Origin of the sequence: Anabaena sp. CCY 9402-a, assembly GCF_963920945.1 — a bacterium.
GTDB lineage: Bacteria > Cyanobacteriota > Cyanobacteriia > Cyanobacteriales > Nostocaceae > Trichormus > Trichormus minutissimus.
The window spans coordinates 1-17,972 of record NZ_CAWUDL010000102.1 but is presented as its reverse complement, the minus strand read 5'-3'; the positions used below and the strand labels follow the sequence as shown (position 1 = coordinate 17,972).

Annotated in this window: 8 protein-coding genes, 2 pseudogenes and 1 CRISPR repeat array; of the genes and pseudogenes, 6 read left to right on the top strand and 4 right to left on the bottom strand. The window is 43.0% G+C overall.

Going from position 1 to position 17,972, the window contains the following annotated elements; all coding sequences use genetic code 11:
* The 3 genes and pseudogenes from ACM0OR_RS25425 to ACM0OR_RS25415 all read left to right on the top strand — a co-directional run.
* Positions 1-1,872 (top strand): GumC family protein (locus ACM0OR_RS25425; RefSeq protein ID WP_414579240.1); only part of this gene is annotated, 1,872 nt, incomplete at its 5' end.
* 17 nt (positions 1,873-1,889) lie between these two features.
* On the top strand, positions 1,890-2,744 hold the full coding sequence (fghA, locus tag ACM0OR_RS25420) for an S-formylglutathione hydrolase (RefSeq protein WP_414579239.1): 855 nt from the start codon (positions 1,890-1,892) through the stop codon (positions 2,742-2,744).
* A 15-nt stretch (positions 2,745-2,759) separates the two neighbouring features.
* Positions 2,760-3,551 (top strand): annotated as a pseudogene (locus ACM0OR_RS25415) (Tab2/Atab2 family RNA-binding protein); the annotation flags it as partial.
* Positions 3,552-7,516: a CRISPR direct-repeat array (repeat unit 37 nt; unit sequence GTTTCAATCCCTAATAGGGAGTTAGTGAAATTGCAAT).
* Positions 7,517-7,781: 265 nt separating this feature from the next.
* On the opposite strand, the gene ACM0OR_RS25410 reads toward ACM0OR_RS25415, so the two are convergent.
* On the bottom strand, positions 7,782-8,069 hold the full coding sequence (locus tag ACM0OR_RS25410) for a DUF2470 domain-containing protein (protein WP_190710007.1): 288 nt from the start codon (positions 8,067-8,069) through the stop codon (positions 7,782-7,784).
* A 269-nt stretch (positions 8,070-8,338) separates the two neighbouring features.
* On the opposite strand from ACM0OR_RS25410, the gene ACM0OR_RS25405 reads away from it, so the two are divergent.
* On the top strand, positions 8,339-9,097 hold the full coding sequence (locus tag ACM0OR_RS25405) for a metallophosphoesterase family protein (RefSeq protein WP_414579238.1): 759 nt from the start codon (positions 8,339-8,341) through the stop codon (positions 9,095-9,097).
* Positions 9,098-9,221: 124 nt separating this feature from the next.
* On the opposite strand, the gene psaB is transcribed toward ACM0OR_RS25405, so the two are convergent.
* Entirely contained in the window at positions 9,222-11,447 is a 2,226-nt protein-coding gene (gene psaB, locus ACM0OR_RS25400) for a photosystem I core protein PsaB (protein WP_414579237.1), read from the bottom strand.
* Between the two features lie 128 nt (positions 11,448-11,575).
* Positions 11,576-13,834, bottom strand: coding sequence for a photosystem I core protein PsaA (gene psaA / locus ACM0OR_RS25395; protein ID WP_190710000.1), 2,259 nt, complete (start codon positions 13,832-13,834; stop codon positions 11,576-11,578).
* Between the two features lie 532 nt (positions 13,835-14,366).
* Here psaA and ACM0OR_RS25390 point away from each other — a divergent pair.
* Positions 14,367-15,746 (top strand): hypothetical protein, encoded by a 1,380-nt coding sequence (locus tag ACM0OR_RS25390; protein ID WP_414579236.1) that lies wholly within the window; start codon positions 14,367-14,369, stop codon positions 15,744-15,746.
* A gap of 62 nt (positions 15,747-15,808) precedes the next feature.
* Here the strand turns inward: ACM0OR_RS25390 and ACM0OR_RS25385 are convergent, their stop codons facing one another.
* Positions 15,809-16,750, bottom strand: a complete 942-nt coding sequence (locus ACM0OR_RS25385; RefSeq protein ID WP_414579235.1) for a glutaminase — start codon at positions 16,748-16,750, stop codon at positions 15,809-15,811.
* A gap of 12 nt (positions 16,751-16,762) precedes the next feature.
* On the opposite strand from ACM0OR_RS25385, the pseudogene ACM0OR_RS25380 reads away from it, so the two are divergent.
* Positions 16,763-17,920: pseudogene (locus tag ACM0OR_RS25380) on the top strand (thioredoxin-like domain-containing protein); the annotation flags it as partial.
* Between the last annotated feature and the right edge of the window lie 52 nt (positions 17,921-17,972).

Below are 17,972 nucleotides of genomic sequence, written 5' to 3'. Positions count from 1 at the left end.
TATATCTCCTATAATCCCTTCACAGTAAGCTTTTTATCTTTTATAGACAAGTCTATTGAACTCAAGTATCGAGACAGCAACCCCAAACGCGCCCAGGAAGTCTTGGTAGAATTGATGCAAGCGATGGTCAAGTTGAGTAGCGATATTAATACGGGGCGTTTAAGAGCAATTATTGAAAAAATTAATGAACGCATACCGCAGGCTCAGTCAGAACTGCAAGCAGCTGAACAGAGGCTAGAGATTTACGATCGCCGGGAGCGTCCTGCTATATTGGCAGCTGAAAACGGTAGTCTGCTGAGTGCTGTCACCAATAGCCAAAATCAACAGCGTTTAATTCAACAAACTGTTGCGGGGATTGATGCCCAAATTCGCAGTTTACAAGATAAGTTAGGTTTAAATGTCGGACAAGCTTACGTTTCCTCTGCCTTAAGTGCCGATCCAATTCTGGGCAATTTGCGAACACAACTTTACCAAACTGAATCACAGATAGCTTTGTTGAGGAAGGATCTGCGACCAGAACATCCCACCATGATTCAGTTGCAGCGTCAAAAACAAGCCACAGAAGAATTGCTGCAACAACGAGCCGCAGAGGTGATAGGTGGTGATGGTACAGCAGCACCTCTGGCGGGGAGTGTGACGGGTATTCGCGCCCAAAGCAACCTCGATCCGGCAAGACAACAGCTAGCAAACCAGATGGTAGCTTTACAAACCCAACGCGAAACCCTGGAACAACAGTTATTACAGCAAAGGCGTGAAGAACTGCAACTGCGTCAAGAGTATTCCCAAATCCCTAATAAACAACTAGAGCGATCGCGCTTAGAACAGGAAGTGGGACTCAAAAAAGCAGTTTTTGACCAAATGCAGGCCAAGCTAACTGATGCCAAAACTGCTGAGGCAGAAACAGTCAGTAGTTTTAGTGTTGCCAGACTTCCTTCTATTACAGCTGATGCCAAAAAACCCAAGAGTATACCCTTAACTTTGGGTGTGGGTGGGTTCTTAGGATTTTTGGTGGGTGGTGGGGTAATCTTCTTATTGGGTTCTCTAGAAGGTACTTTCAGAACCAGAGAGGATATCCGCGACAGTCTCAAACAGCGCGAAGTAGCCATGCTGGGAGAATTACCGTTGATGCCTGTGGATGATTTGCCACCAGAAGGAATACCTGTGGTTTTATCTTCTGAGTCCCTTTATTTAGAGTTTTATGAAAAGTTCCGCAGTAACTTGCGCCGCTTTGGAGGCAGAGACTTAAAGGTAGTATTAATTACGAGTACAAGTAGTCAGGAAGGTAAAACCACCAGTGCTTACAACTTGGGTGTAGCGGCGGCGCGTGCTGGCAAAAGAACTTTGATCATTGAAACCGATTTGCGATCGCCTTCACGCTGTTTATCCTTGAAAGTCAACCCAGACCCTGATGCTACCCTAGAACCCCTGCGTTATTACGGCAGCCTGAGCGAATGTATCCGCTTAGTCCCTGAAGTTGAGAATCTATACATTATTCCCAGCCCTGGCCCTGTGCGCCAATCTGCTGCTGTTTTAGAATCAAGCGAAATGCGGCGACTGATGGAAGATGTCAGGGAACGTTATGATCTCGTAATTCTCGATACTAATCCCCTCAGCTTATCCAATGATCCTCTATTAATCCAACCCTACAGTGATGGCATAGTATTGGTAGCAAGACCAAACTATACCCAAGAAAATATGTTAGGTGAGGCTATTGATCAATTATTAGAAGCTGAACTGGGTCTGGTAGGAGTGATTATCAACGGTGCTGATATCAGTATTGTCTTACCTCCATCAGATGAATCTTTATCTGGGGAAGAAGTAGGAATCACAGATGAAGTAACAGAGATTTCCGTAGGTGCTAATAAAATTTAATTTTTAGTACCTAATCCATGAATAATCTTCATCTCATCTCTGAGTATAAAAATTTTGAGGGCAAACTCGGTTTTTACTCTCATAAATCTTCAGCCTGTAATAGCGAAATGCGTTTTGCTGTCTATCAGCCACCGCAAGTTAACCAAAAACCAGTACCAGTTCTCTACTTTCTCTCTGGTTTGACTTGCACTGAAGAAAATTTCATGGTTAAGTCTGGGGCGCAACGCTATGCGGCTGAGTACGGGTTGATGTTGGTTACACCTGATACCAGCCCCCGTAACACTGGTATCAGGGGTGAGGGTGACGACTGGGATTTTGGTACAGGTGCGGGTTTTTATGTTGATGCGACGGCAGCACCGTGGAAATCCCACTATCAAATGTATAGTTACGTTGTGGAAGAATTACCTGTTGTCATTGCGGCTAATTTCCCCGTACAAGCGGAGAATCAGGGAATTTTCGGTCATTCAATGGGGGGACATGGGGCGTTAGTATGTGCTATGCGAAATCCCAATTTATATAAATCTGTATCAGCCTTTGCACCGATTGTTGCACCTATGGGTTGTCCTTGGGGACAGAAAGCTTTTAATGGTTATCTAGGTAGTAATCAAGACAGTTGGCGTGCTTATGATGCTAGTGAATTGGTGCAGCAAGTTGGTTATCACAGTTCAATTTTGATTGATCAAGGTACTGCTGATCAATTTCTCACGGGGCAATTGCTCACAGAAGTATTTGCACAGGCTTGTAAAAGTGTTAACCAGCCTCTAAACTTACGGTATCAAGCAGGCTATGACCACAGTTATTATTTCATTGCTAGTTTTGTAGAGGATCATATTCGCCATCATGCGATCGCTTTTGGTTTAATTCCAGATTAAGGAAAAGAGCAAATCATGAGTCTGGTTTGGCAAGCTGATTTTTATCGTAGTCCTCACAAAGATACCGCAGGGCATACTTTATGGGAGTTGTTGATTTGTGATGCAACTCGCAGTTTTGAGTATACAGCTACTTGTCCCCAGTCAGAAGCTAACGCCAGTTGGTTAACTGCCCAAATTGAGGAAGCGGCTGGAGAAAAATTACCAGATGTTATCCAGGTGTTTCGTCCCCAGTCTTTGAGTTTAATTGAGGTGGCTGGGCGGAATTTAGGGATCAATGTCAAGCCTCACCGCCAAACCTTGGCTTTGAAACAATGGTTGCAAGAAAAGCAATATCCCCTAGCTATAGATAAGCCACCCCCTGTTCCATTACCGGAAAACCTCTGGGGGGAAGAGTGGCGGTTTGCGACAATTCCGGCTGGTGATCTTGTCGATTTATTTAGCGATCGCCCCATACCGATTTTATCTGTACCAGAATCTCTGCAACCGATTAATCTGGGTTTAGCATCAACTGTAGCCGTTCCTGGTGTGGTAATTTTTGGCGGCAGGCGATCGCTTCGTCTGGCACAATGGATACAATCAGCCCATCCTGTATCACTCAACTATATTGCCGGTGCGCCAGATGGTTTAGTTTTAGAAGCTGGTTTAGTAGATAGATGGATTTTGGTTACTTTTGATGATCCAGAAGTAGCGGCGGCGGCAAAAGTTTATGAACAGCGCAAACAGCACAGCCGAGGCTTGCATTTTTTAATAGTCCAACCTGATGATTCTGGGATGACCTACAGTGGTTTTTGGTTGTTACAAGCCGAAGTTTCTATCCCTAATAAAGATTAGATGAAATTGCAATCAATTTTACAAGATGGGCGATCGCGTCCTTCGTTTCAATCCCTAATAGGGAGTTAGTGAAATTGCAATCTATACCGAAGCCCGTACCGAAGCCATTAGTATATGGTTTCAATCCCTAATAGGGAGTTAGTGAAATTGCAATTTCATACTGAAATGTTTTCCCGGATTTTAATTCGATATACGTTTCAATCCCTAATAGGGAGTTAGTGAAATTGCAATTTAATTATTCAGAATTAATTGCATTGTTGGTTGGTTTCAATCCCTAATAGGGAGTTAGTGAAATTGCAATTAATCTAGTAGTAAATGAAGAAGATGATATTTTTGTTTCAATCCCTAATAGGGAGTTAGTGAAATTGCAATCATAAGAAAAACTACGTTAATCAGATAGTATTCAGATAACACGTTTCAATCCCTAATAGGGAGTTAGTGAAATTGCAATCGGATACACCACAAGCTATGGGTTTAAAGTCTGAGGTTTCAATCCCTAATAGGGAGTTAGTGAAATTGCAATGCTTTGAAAGCTTCCGGTATTAACATTTCTGGTTTCAATCCCTAATAGGGAGTTAGTGAAATTGCAATATAACCAATACTTAGACTATCAGTGTAATTTAAATGTTTCAATCCCTAATAGGGAGTTAGTGAAATTGCAATTTTCGTTAACAGATTTAGTTAGACCTTTTTATGTTTCAATCCCTAATAGGGAGTTAGTGAAATTGCAATTGTGTAATGATTGTGTCCTTTATTACTCTGTAAACTCCCAAGTTTCAATCCCTAATAGGGAGTTAGTGAAATTGCAATCACGAGAACCTTGCTGAACTCCACATTAGGTAAAACCCACTGTTTCAATCCCTAATAGGGAGTTAGTGAAATTGCAATACTTTGATGAGATAGACTACGTAAAAAGTCTTGTGTTTCAATCCCTAATAGGGAGTTAGTGAAATTGCAATTGCACTTGAATTGTTAGGTGCTATTACTGAGTTAGCACTGTTTCAATCCCTAATAGGGAGTTAGTGAAATTGCAATAGCTAATCGTTAGTTTCCCCTCCAACACCACAGAAGTTTCAATCCCTAATAGGGAGTTAGTGAAATTGCAATACTCATATTTTGTGGTGGATGCCGATGGAAATCTTGTTTCAATCCCTAATAGGGAGTTAGTGAAATTGCAATTAATGATAATGAGAAATTATCAGAATCTTTAAAAATAGAGAGTTTCAATCCCTAATAGGGAGTTAGTGAAATTGCAATTAATCTAGAAGTATTGTTTCTAGATTTTTTTAACTGTTTCAATCCCTAATAGGGAGTTAGTGAAATTGCAATGAGCGATCGCCCTGAACTTTAGTCAATATTTGTGCTGTTTCAATCCCTAATAGGGAGTTAGTGAAATTGCAATTTGCATTACTGATCCACCGTACAATGTGGATTATGTTTCAATCCCTAATAGGGAGTTAGTGAAATTGCAATTGCAGTGCAGGACGCTCCGGCGCAAAGATGGAATGTTTCAATCCCTAATAGGGAGTTAGTGAAATTGCAATGCTATAGTACATTTACTCCTATCAAGGTAATTGATTTCTGTTGTTTCAATCCCTAATAGGGAGTTAGTGAAATTGCAATTTGTGCTGCAAATCCTCAAGCATCCGAATGTGCTGGTTTCAATCCCTAATAGGGAGTTAGTGAAATTGCAATCCTACCCCTATGACTATTGGGCAGGGGTATTTTGCGTTTCAATCCCTAATAGGGAGTTAGTGAAATTGCAATTATGTTCGCGATATCCTGCGAACTTGTAAGAATGATTGGGGGTTTCAATCCCTAATAGGGAGTTAGTGAAATTGCAATGTTATCTAATGCTGAAGATCCTGATGTATTAGGTTTCAATCCCTAATAGGGAGTTAGTGAAATTGCAATGGATTGATGGCGGTGATCCACGTCCAGCCCAAATTGTTTCAATCCCTAATAGGGAGTTAGTGAAATTGCAATGCGTTTCGGCTGCATCATGTATCAGCATTTCGCTGTTTCAATCCCTAATAGGGAGTTAGTGAAATTGCAATCAAACTCATGGAACTCTGGCTCGTCTTTGGGTTTGTTTCAATCCCTAATAGGGAGTTAGTGAAATTGCAATTCTTAACTTCTGGAAGTCCTTTAGTTGGCACACCTATGTTTCAATCCCTAATAGGGAGTTAGTGAAATTGCAATTAAAGCAGAGCCAATGTCACAAGCTTTTTCAAACGAGTTTCAATCCCTAATAGGGAGTTAGTGAAATTGCAATTTAATGAGTTCTTCCGCCAAGAAGTCAAGGACTTGTTTCAATCCCTAATAGGGAGTTAGTGAAATTGCAATGTAGTCCGGCTTCCCGCTACGAGTCATAAGCCCATATCTACGTTTCAATCCCTAATAGGGAGTTAGTGAAATTGCAATTTCGCCTTTGTCCGCCTCTACAAAGATGATGATGTTTCAATCCCTAATAGGGAGTTAGTGAAATTGCAATCTTTTTTCGTCCATACAGAAAGGATGATGACTGGTTTCAATCCCTAATAGGGAGTTAGTGAAATTGCAATATCGAGCATAAACCGCTTTTTACCGCCGGCTTTTGTTTCAATCCCTAATAGGGAGTTAGTGAAATTGCAATCTTTGATTACTGTGTGGCTGATTACTTTAAACATTGTTTCAATCCCTAATAGGGAGTTAGTGAAATTGCAATGTCAATACCACAGTTCCTATCTGTGTACTCATCGTTTCAATCCCTAATAGGGAGTTAGTGAAATTGCAATTGTCTACTACAAAAGATACAATGTCTCTACTTCAAGTTTCAATCCCTAATAGGGAGTTAGTGAAATTGCAATGCAAGCGAGAGAAAATAGACTCAAAGAGCAAGCGGTTTCAATCCCTAATAGGGAGTTAGTGAAATTGCAATTGCAATGTATCTATGCGTGGCTCATCAAATCCAGCAATTAGCGTTTCAATCCCTAATAGGGAGTTAGTGAAATTGCAATATACCATCCGTGGCTGCCCTACAAGTTGATCCAGAGGGTTTCAATCCCTAATAGGGAGTTAGTGAAATTGCAATAGCTATTTCTGATCGATACTCAACCACAAATTTTCTGTTTCAATCCCTAATAGGGAGTTAGTGAAATTGCAATATATCCAAATGCAGCAAGTGAATATTCAAATGGGTTTTGTTTCAATCCCTAATAGGGAGTTAGTGAAATTGCAATTTTTGTCGGTAGTGCAAATTTTGATATTCTTCTGCTGTTTCAATCCCTAATAGGGAGTTAGTGAAATTGCAATAGTAGCTAATGCAAACACAGCACGTGGTATGGCGTTTGTTTCAATCCCTAATAGGGAGTTAGTGAAATTGCAATCTTCTAAATTGGGAATGGAATAGTTTACTAAGGGGTTTCAATCCCTAATAGGGAGTTAGTGAAATTGCAATGGCGCGGAGATGATCGAACTTTTGTAGTTTATCCCGTTTCAATCCCTAATAGGGAGTTAGTGAAATTGCAATTCTATGCAATCCTAGGTACTTTTCATACGGTAACGTTTCAATCCCTAATAGGGAGTTAGTGAAATTGCAATCATAACAACGCCTTTTTGATGAGCAAGATAGATAAGTTTCAATCCCTAATAGGGAGTTAGTGAAATTGCAATTGCCAGTAGCTAATCTATGCGCGTGATAGTCAGAAGTTTCAATCCCTAATAGGGAGTTAGTGAAATTGCAATGACAAGCTTCTTTAACCAACTAATTACAAATGAGCGTTTCAATCCCTAATAGGGAGTTAGTGAAATTGCAATCAAAATTGACAGAGTTCAGAGTGCGATCGCGTGTTTCAATCCCTAATAGGGAGTTAGTGAAATTGCAATTTCCGGGCTTATAGTTGTCAAAGTCTAGAGTGTCTAAGTTTCAATCCCTAATAGGGAGTTAGTGAAATTGCAATAGCGACGACCTGAAGCACGGTCTGTATTTAGTTTTCAAGGTTCGGTTGCGCGGATGAAGTAATCGTAGCATAGAAAATTGTGATTGAGTAGTATGCAAATGTCTAAAACCCTTACTGCATAAAGTGCGCGGCTATTTTTGCCAATAAATTTATCAAAAGTATTACACAGATGGGCTTTCAGCCTTAGTTGCGAAAACCTGATTTAGAACACCCACCCATTCGCGCATTTAGACCAGAAAATTCCCCAATCCCCATTCCCAAGTCCCTAACCCTTCGCCTCAACCCGTGCTTGCTTCACCATTGCAATCAAAGTATGATGAGCATCTTCTGAATCTGCTAAAACATGATCAAACTGGATGCGAACAGGGAGACTTTCACCATTGGTTTGTGCGGTTAAGTCCATACCTTGGGCATCAATTGCTAGCATTTGCGCTGCGGTTGCTTGGGAGACTCCGCCAAAGAATTGTGCGTAAAGCAGCACAGCGTTAGCATGATCCTCGTTCATGTGGTTGCAGATACGCGAACTAATTTCAGGAGAAAATTGATCTGACATAGTGAAATTAAAGAGTTAAAAATAAAACAACTTCATAGATTCTAGGATAAGGTGAGGCAAAGTTGTACAGCTAAAGTGCTAAGTGAGTAATAAATGTCTCACTACCGCGAAGAGAACTCAGCCCTATTTTCAAGATAAGCAAGCTAATTTACGAAATAAAAAATACAATAAATTTATATTTGTCAAGTAATTATTACCTTTAATTGCGGAAATATGACCGCTTAAACTGTAACCAAAGTATTCAGCTAATTTATGGCAGCGAAGATCCGATGAGCGAAATTAGTCAACGTCGAATAGTTATTGGGGATGTGCATGGCTACTATGAAGGATTAATGAGATTATTAGAAGCGATCGCTCCTGCTTCGGATGACCAAGTATATTTTTTGGGAGACTTAATTGATCGTGGCCCCCAGAGTTCTCAGGTAGTTGATTTAGTTAGACAAAACAATTACCAATGTCTACTAGGCAACCACGAGCAGATGTTATTAAATATCCTCACTACTGAAAATGTCCCTGTAGCCTTAATGCAAGCATGGTTACATAGTGGTGGACAAGCAACTATAGCCAGCTATCCAGATACAACTATTTCCCCAGAACATTTAGATTGGTTCAAGAGTTTACCCACCTATATCGACTTAGGGGATATATGGCTAACTCATGCTGGGGTTGACCCTAAAAAAACACTTAGAGAACAAACCGCCGAGCAATTTTGCTGGATTAGAGGAGAATTCCACAGCATAGAACAGCCTTACTTTGCTGATAAGCTGATTGTTATTGGTCATACCATTACCTTCACGTTCCCTGGTGTAAATCCTGGACAATTAGCTCAAGGCAGGGGATGGTTAGATATAGATACTGGTGCTTACCACCCTCGTAGCGGTTGGTTGACTGGATTTGATATCACAAATAATTTAATTTATCAAGCTAATGTTTTTAATAACTGCTTGCGTACCCTACCATTATCAGAAGCTGTAGTGGAAGTTGAGCCGGCTAAAATAATTTCCCGCCGCAGTCAAAAACGAGCATAAGGGACTTCCAAATACAAAAATATCATGTATGGGGTCTGCTCCCCTACTCCTGAATAACTCAATAAAAAATCCCCCGCCGTAAGGTGGGGGATTTTATTACTTACCTACAAAACTAGCAGCCAAGTTAACCGAACTTACCAGCAGTGGAGGCGATGAGGAAAGCAGCATAGGTGACGACGTAGCCAACAGTGAAGTGAGCTAGACCAACTACACGAGCTTGAACGATGGAGAGAGCAACGGGCTTGTCTTTCCAGCGAACGAGGTTAGCGATAGGAGTACGTTCGTGCGCCCAAACTAGGGTTTCGATCAACTCTTGCCAGTAACCTCTCCAGGAGATGAGGAACATGAAGCCAGTAGCCCAAACTAGGTGTCCGAAGAGGAACATCCAAGCCCAGACAGACAGGTTGTTCACGCCGTAGGGGTTGTAACCGTTGATCAACTGAGCAGAGTTAGCCCAGAGGTAATCACGGAACCATCCCATTAGGTATGTAGAGTTTTCGTTGAACTGAGCAACGTTACCTTGCCAAATACCTAAATGCTTCCAGTGCCAATAGAAGGTTACCCAACCTATTGTATTTAATGCCCAGAACAGAGACAGGTAGAAGGAATCCCAAGCTGAGATATCGCAAGTACCGCCACGACCAGGACCGTCGCAAGGGAAGGCATAGCCGAAGTCCTTTTTATCGGGCATCAGCTTAGAACCACGAGCATCCAAAGCACCTTTGACTAGGATGAGGGTGGTGGTGTGCAGGCCTAAGGCGATCGCATGGTGTACCAAGAAGTCGCCAGGGCCGATTGTTAAGAATAGGGAGTTAGTACCAGAGTTAATGGCATCTAACCAGCCACTCAACCAAACGTTGCCGTAGTTGGGGTAGGCTGTGTAGGCAACGCTATCGGGGTTAGACAACAATGTGTCTAAGCCGTAGAGTACCTTACCGTGAGCAGCTTGAATGAACTGAGCGAATACTGGCTCAATCAAGATTTGCTTTTCAGGAGTACCGAAAGCGACTACTACGTCGTTGTGAACATACAAACCTAGGGTGTGGAAGCCTAAGAAGAGAGATACCCAGCTTAAGTGGGAGATGATCGCTTCTTTGTGCTGTAGCACACGTTCTAGGACGTTGCCTTTGTTTTGTTCAGGATCGTAGTCACGGACTAAGAAAATAGCACCGTGAGCGAAAGCACCAACCATCAGGAAGATAGCAATGTACTGGTGGTGGGTGTAGAGAGCTGCCTGGGTGGTGTAGTCCTTCGCAATGAATGCGTAGGCAGGCAGAGAGTACATATGCTGTGCGACCAAGGAGGTAACAACACCCAAACAAGCTAAGTGCCAACCTAATTGGAAGTGCAGAGAGTTGTTGTAGGTCTCATAAATGCCTTGGTGGGGCATATTGAAAGGGCCTTCAACAGTTTTGCCAAAGAAAGTTTTGGCATTCATCATTTCTTTGATGCTGTGACCAATACCGAAGTTGGTACGATACATGTGACCAGCAACGATAAATAGTACAGCGATCGCCAAGTGGTGGTGAGCCATGTCGGTCAACCACAGTGATTCTGTCTGAGGATGGAAACCACCTAAGAATGTCAGAATCGCTGTACCAGAACCAGTAGATGTACTAAATACATGACCAGCTGTATCTGGGTTTTGGGCGTAAACGCTCCAGTTACCTGTAAAGAAGGGTGTCAAACCTGCTGGGTGGGGAGCAGTGCTTAAGAAGTTATCCCAACCTACGTGCTGTCCGCGAGATTCGGGGATAGCAACGTGAATCAAGTGACCAGCCCAAGCCAGAGAGCTAACGCCAAACAAACCTGCTAGGTGGTGGTTTAGGCGAGATTCAGCACTCTTGAACCAAGCGAGGCTAGGACGGAACTTGGGTTGCAAGTGCAACCAACCAGCAAATAAACACAGGGCTGCGAATAATAACAGACCGACTGAACCAACGTACAGTTCGCTGTTTGTCCGCATACCGATGGTGTACCACCAGTGGTAAACACCAGAGTAAGCAATGTTTACAGGATTACTAGCACCAGCTTGGGTAAAAGCTTCAATAGCGGGTTTACCGAAGTGGGGGTCCCAAATCGCATGGGCGATGGGGCGGACGTGTAGAGGATCTTTGATCCACTGTTCAAAGTTACCTTGCCAGGCTACGTGGAACAGGAGGCTGGATGCCCACAGGAAGATAATTGCCAGATGACCGAAGTGGGTAGCGAAAATCTTTTGGTAAAGATTTTCTTCAGTCATGCCATCGTGACTTTCAAAGTCGTTGCCTGTAGCGATCGCATACCATATCCGACGAGTGGTCGGGTCCTGTGCGAGATCCTGGCTAAATTTTGGAAATTTTGTTGCCATAGGTGTGATATTTCCTCTGACCTTTAGCCATCAGGTTTCAGCTTCTGGAGTTCTGAGCTTTGAGTTCTAAGTTTTGAGTTTACACTCACCACTCACTACTCAGCACTCAGCACTCCATTAACTGATTGCTATCCTACTGAAAGAATATGTGCGTGGAAGAATGCCCAAGTGGTAGCAATTCCTCCTAGGAGGTAGTGAGCTACACCAACTGCACGGCCTTGAGTGATGCTCAGAGCGCGGGGTTGGATTGCTGGTGCTACCTTCAGTTTATTATGAGCCCAAACGATAGACTCAATTAGTTCTTGCCAGTAGCCACGACCACTGAACAGGAACATTAAGCTGAATGCCCAAACAAAGTGAGCGCCTAGGAACATTAGTCCATAAGCAGACAGCGCACTTCCGTAGGAGTTGATTACTTGTGAAGCTTGCGCCCACAAGAAGTCACGCAACCAGCCGTTGATAGTGATGGCACTTTGGGCAAAGTTACCACCAGTAATATGAGACACATTACCAGCTGCGTCTACTGTCCCCCAAACATCAGATTGCATTTTCCAACTGAAGTGGAAAATCACAATTGACAAGGAGTTGTACATCCAGAACAATCCGAGGAACACATGATCCCAACCGGAAACTTGGCAAGTGCCGCCACGGCCTGGACCGTCGCAAGGGAAGCGGAAGCCTAAGTTGGCCTTATCAGGAATCAAGCGAGAGCTGCGAGCGAATAGTACGCCCTTCAGCAGAATCAGAACAGTTACGTGGATGGTGAAGGCATGGATGTGGTGAACGAGGAAGTCAGCAGTACCCAAAGCGATGGGCATCATTGCGACTTTGCCACCTACAGCCAAGATACCGCCGCCAAAAGCATAGCTAACTGGCTCTAAGGCATTGGGAGCTGTACCACCAGGAGCTAAGGTGTGCAGGTTTTGCACCCACTGAGCAAATACTGGTTGCAGCTGAATTGCTGTGTCGGAGAACATGTCTTGAGGACGACCCAAGGCACGCATCGTGTCGTTGTGGATGTACAGTCCAAAGCTGTGGAAGCCGAGGAAAATACAAACCCAGTTCAGGTGGGAAATGATGGCATCCCGGTGACGAATCACCCGATCCAGAACGTTGTTTTGGTTAACAACAGGATCGTAATCCCGCACCATGAAGATGGCAGCGTGAGCAGCACCGCCCACAATTAAGAATCCGCCGATCCACATATGGTGGGTGAACAAGCACAACTGAGTTGCGTAGTCAGTTGCCAAGTAGGGATATGGGGGCATCGCGTACATATGGTGCGCGATGATGATTGTCAAAGAACCTAAGAAAGCTAGGTTAGTTGCCAATTGCGCGTGCCAGGATGTAGTCATGTTCTCATAAAGACCCTTGTGACCTTCCCCGGTGAAGGGGCCTTTGTGGTTTTCGAGGATCTCTTTGATGCTGTGACCAATACCCCAGTTAGTGCGGTACATATGTCCAGCAATGATGAACACTACTGCGATCGCTAAGTGGTGATGGGAGATATCAGTCATCCACAAGCCACCGGTTACTGGGTTTAAACCACCCTTGAAGGTCAAGATGTCAGCGTACTGACCCCAGTTCAAGGTGAAGAAAGGTGTTAAACCACTGGCGAAGCCGGGGAATTGCTCAATCAATAAGTCTTTGTTCAGAATGAACTCGTGGGGCAAGGGTACGTCTTTTAGGGGTACGCCTGCATCCAGCAGCTTGTTGATTGGTGCGGAGACGTGAATCAAGTGACCAGCCCATCCCAATGAGCCGCAGCCTAGCAGAACTTGCAGGTGGTGATTCAACATCGACTCCACGTTCTGGAACCATTCCAGTTTAGGAGCGCGTTTGTGGTAGTGAAACCAACCAGCAAACAAGAACAAACCTGCTAGCACTAAGCCACCGATGGCGGTGCAGTACAGCTGGAAGGAGTTAGTTATACCCCAACCCCGCCATACTTGGAACAAGCCGGAGGTGATTTGAATACCGTGGAATCCACCACCAACATCACCATTCAAAATGTCTTGTCCCACAATCGGCCAAACGACTTGTGCGCTGGGCTTCACATTTAGTGGGTCAGTCAACCAGGCTTCGTAGTTAGAAAACTTCGCGCCGTGGAATATCATCCCGCTTAACCAGATGGTCACAACGGCCAGGTGTCCGAAGTGAGCAGCAAATATCTTGCGGGATATGTCTTCTAAATCGCTTGTATGTGTATCAAAATCGTGGGCGAGGGCATGAAGGTTCCAAATCCATGTGGTGGTTTTGGGACCTCTAGCTAGGGATCTGTCGAAGTGTCCAGGTTGCGCCCATTTTTCAAATGAGGTTGGAACTGGATCATTGTCAACGATCACTCTGGCTTTTTTTTCCTCTCGCTCCGGAGGACTAATCGTCATTCGACCTCCTCTCAAGATAAGGAATGAGGAATCATGAAACCACAAAGAGAACCACTATCGCTTCCCACAGAATTTTTCTGGAGGGGCGACGAAGACGCTATGTGGAAATGAAATTTGTTTCTGTTGAATTATAAAGTCTTAACTTGTACATTGTTGGCGAGATTTTAACAATAATTCAAAATAGCCAGAATAATTGTCTCACTTACCTTTTAACTGCAAACTCTTTTGCAAAAAGTCAATAGTTTATCCATTTAATTTACAAAGCATAACAATTGATAAATTTTATCTTTTAATACACCGTAAACCTTACCCACTATGCAATCTAGCTTTTGGTATATTTGTTTGCCTATACATTTGATATGGTATTCAAATACTTAATCAATAAATGATGTAAATAAAATAACTCTTACTATGTAAAGTATAAAAATTCATGATATGTAGGCAGATTTGATTTTTGAGTCCATACTGTCCAGTCGATAATTTCAGTCAAAATAATCTATCAGTTGTGACAAACCATCACTGGATAAGAGCCATGAACCTTTGGTATCAGCAGGCGTTAAAAAAACTTTTTCCTAGAAGTTTGGCTATTTTTAAGTGGCTAATTATACTAGTCCTAGTCTTTGACTTGACTAGTTGCCAAGAAAAAAGCTTTAGCCAAGAAGTGTCTGTTAGGTATAAAGACCAGCCTCAAATTTCTCAGCAATTTTCCGAAGTATCCCCACCGACAGTTATTCAAGAACTGCGCTCAACTTTAGAAATTTATCGCCCACAAGTCAAAATAGTTACGCCTCAGCCTGATGAAATTCTCAATGACAAAAAAGTCACCGTCCGTTTTCAGGTTAAGGATATACCAATTTTTCAGCACCCAGAATGGGAACTAGGCCCCCATCTCCACGTAATTCTTGATAATCAACCTTATATTCCGATTTACGACTTAGAACAGCCTCTAGTATTTTCGGATTTATCCCCCGGTACTCATACCCTGCGCGTCTTTGCTTCTCGTCCTTGGCATGAGAGTTTTAAAAATGAGGGTGCTTATGCTCAGACAACATTTCATCTCTTTACGAAAACAGACGACAACAATCCCGATACATCTCTACCCCTGTTAACCTACAGCCGCCCTCAAGGTAACTATGGTGCAGAACCAATCTTGTTAGACTTTTACCTGACTAACGCACCTCTACACCTGAACGCCAACAACAATGACAACGGCACACTCAGTGATTGGCGTATTCGCTGCACAATTAACGGTGAAAGTTTCGTATTCGATCGCTGGCAGTCAGTTTACCTCAACGGCTTTAAACAGGGTATCAACTGGGTCAAGTTAGAATTCCTCGATAACCAGGGAAACCCAGTCAAGAATGCTTTTAACAGCACAGTTAGACTCGTTAACTACCAACCCAAGGGTAAAGATACTCTCGCCAGAATCACCAGAGGAAAATTAACAGCTGATCAGGTACGGGGCATTGTAGAGCCAACCTACGCTGCTAAACAACCAGTTGCAGAACCTACACTTGAACCGCAACCACAGGAAGAAAAACAACCCACACCTGAAGTTACAGAAACACCATCACCAGAAATAACACCCACACCCCAACCTACTGAATTACCTGAAACAGCAATTCCTCAACCATCGCCCATAATTCCTACACCACCAGAGGTAGTTGAGTCACCGACACCTGAACCCCAGCCAGAGATAACACCTACACCATCACCAACAATTAGTCTCGAACCACAACCAACGGTAGTACCTCAGCCTCAAGTTTTGGAAGAATCGCCACCAACGCCCACCACGACCCCAGAACCCCAACCAGAGGTAAAGGATGAACAACCAGTCAAAAAACCTAAAAAAGTCAACTTAGGAGATTATTTCCAACGGCGATCGCGTCCTCTACAAACACCAACAGAATAGACCTCTGTGTCTCCGTGTCTCTGTGGTTAAAAATTTTCTTTAAACACAAAGACACAGAGCTTTTAGCTAAAAATGCTCAAGCCCAAATTTTGCGATAAAACTTCCACAAAAGCGATCGCAGCAACGGGATTACCTACACTATCCAAAGTTGGACTGTAACAAGCGATCGCACCTTCTCCTGGTACTATTGCTAATAATCCTCCACCTATCCCCGATTTCATTGGTAGACCAATTTTGACAGCAAATAAAGGGGAAGCCTCGTATAAACCGCAGGCTAACATGACACCATTCACCATCTGACGGTGCTGTAACTGTATCCGGTCATGCTCACAGGCTAAGAGTTTTCCGAGTAAAGCTAAATCTTTAACTTCCCCAGAAAGACAGCATATTTGCTCGTATGTGTCAAGGGTTAATTCAATATTTGTGATATATTTTTTTTCAGCCAGATGATTAGCGATCGCCAGATTAGAGGGTGATCGAGATGCTCTCACCGAAGCCAGCATGACTTCATCTAACTTGAGGTCACAGCCAGGCAATTGATTTAACCATTGACAAAAAGATTGAGTGCGTTGGCTAGCGGTCTTTCCTGGTAACTTATCAGCTAAAGCGATCGCGCCACTATTAATCATGGGGTTGCGGGGTCTACCGCCATCAGCTATTAATTGTTCTAACGAATTGAATGGTGCATCCGATGGTTCTACACCCACCCATTGCAGCAGTTGTTCTGTACCAAAGTGTTCCAACAGATACAGTAGAGATAAAGGCTTGATCACACTCATCAGTGGGAATACACAAGCCATATCTCCGGTGCTGTAACTTTGTCCAGATTGACAGCAGATGTGAACTGCAAACCAATCGGGATTAGCTAAGGCTAATTGCGGAATGCGATCGCATACTCTTCCCAGATGCGTCTGAGTTTTCGCTAGTTTTACCCAGTTAATTAACTCATTTGGCTCTAATTTCTCAAGTTTCATCACAACAGATATAGCCCTGTATTTCCTCATTTTGAATTATTTATGATTCCCCGTGTCAGATCGCCAGCACTACCGCAGAATTACACTTGGCTAAACACTGATAAACCCTTCTGTCTTCAAGAACTTAGAGGTAGAGTCATAATTTTAGATTTTTGGACATACTGTTGTATCAATTGCCTCCATGTTCTACCAGACATTAAGTATTTAGAGCATAAATATAAAAATAGCCTGATAGTCATCGGCGTTCACTCCGCCAAATTTGACAACGAACAAGAAACCGAAAACATCCGCCAAGCTATCCTGCGCTACGACATCGAACACCCAGTTTTAGTGGACAAAGGTTTTCGCGTATGGCAAGAGTATGCTGTGCGTGCTTGGCCTACTTTCATAGTCATTGACCCAGAAGGTTACGTAATTGCTCACGTTTCTGGTGAAGGTAATCGTGATGTTCTAGACCAACTGATTGAAAAATTAATTCGAGAACATCAAGAGAAAAGCACAATAAATTTCCAAGAAATCAGCCTAACTTTAGAAAAACAGCGACAACCGTTAATCACACCACTAGCTTTCCCTGGTAAAGTGTTGGCTACTCCAGAGGCTTTGTTTATTGCTGACTCTGGACACCATCGTTTTGTAATGAGTTCTTTAGATGGTGAAATTCTTCATCTAATTGGTAAAGGTAAACCTGGTTTAACGGATGGTAATTTTTCAACAGCACAGTTTTTTGCCCCCCAAGGAATGGCTTTTGATGCAGTCAATCAGATTCTCTACGTTGCTGACACCGAAAATCATGCTTTGCGACAAATTGACCTCAAACGCCAAGTAGTAGAAACCATCGCCGGGACTGGTGAACAAAGCCGCAACATTCATCCTCATGGCGGTGCTGGCTTAGAAACTCCGCTCAATTCTCCTTGGGATTGATTAATAGAACCATATCTAGTCAGGACTATTTGTGGAAGTGGAAATTTATTTGGTTTTGGCGATATCGATGGACAAGGTGAAGAGGTAAGGTTACAGCACTGCTTAGGAGTAACATACGCTAATAATTTCTTATGGGTAGCAGATACCTACAATCACAAAATTAAATTAGTCAGTCCCAACACAGGTAATTGTCAAACTGTTCTGGGAGATAGTTCTGCTGAATTACAAGATGGTCAAGGTAAGATTACCCGCTTTTTTGAACCTTCAGGATTGAGTGTTAAGTAGCTAAACAAAATTAATTACATAGTTTTTACCAAATTCTCGGAGAATT

Excerpts from the sequence above, each read along its gene's own strand:
- ACM0OR_RS25385 (WP_414579235.1), bottom strand. The coding sequence starts at position 16,750 with ATGAGGAAATACAGGGCTATATCTGTTGTGATGAAACTTGAGAAATTA.
- psaA (WP_190710000.1), bottom strand. The coding sequence starts at position 13,834 with ATGACGATTAGTCCTCCGGAGCGAGAGGAAAAAAAAGCCAGAGTGATC.
- psaB (WP_414579237.1), bottom strand. The coding sequence starts at position 11,447 with ATGGCAACAAAATTTCCAAAATTTAGCCAGGATCTCGCACAGGACCCG.
- ACM0OR_RS25405 (WP_414579238.1), top strand. The coding sequence starts at position 8,339 with ATGAGCGAAATTAGTCAACGTCGAATAGTTATTGGGGATGTGCATGGC.
- fghA (WP_414579239.1), top strand. The coding sequence starts at position 1,890 with ATGAATAATCTTCATCTCATCTCTGAGTATAAAAATTTTGAGGGCAAA.
- ACM0OR_RS25410 (WP_190710007.1), bottom strand. The coding sequence starts at position 8,069 with ATGTCAGATCAATTTTCTCCTGAAATTAGTTCGCGTATCTGCAACCAC.
- ACM0OR_RS25390 (WP_414579236.1), top strand. The coding sequence starts at position 14,367 with ATGAACCTTTGGTATCAGCAGGCGTTAAAAAAACTTTTTCCTAGAAGT.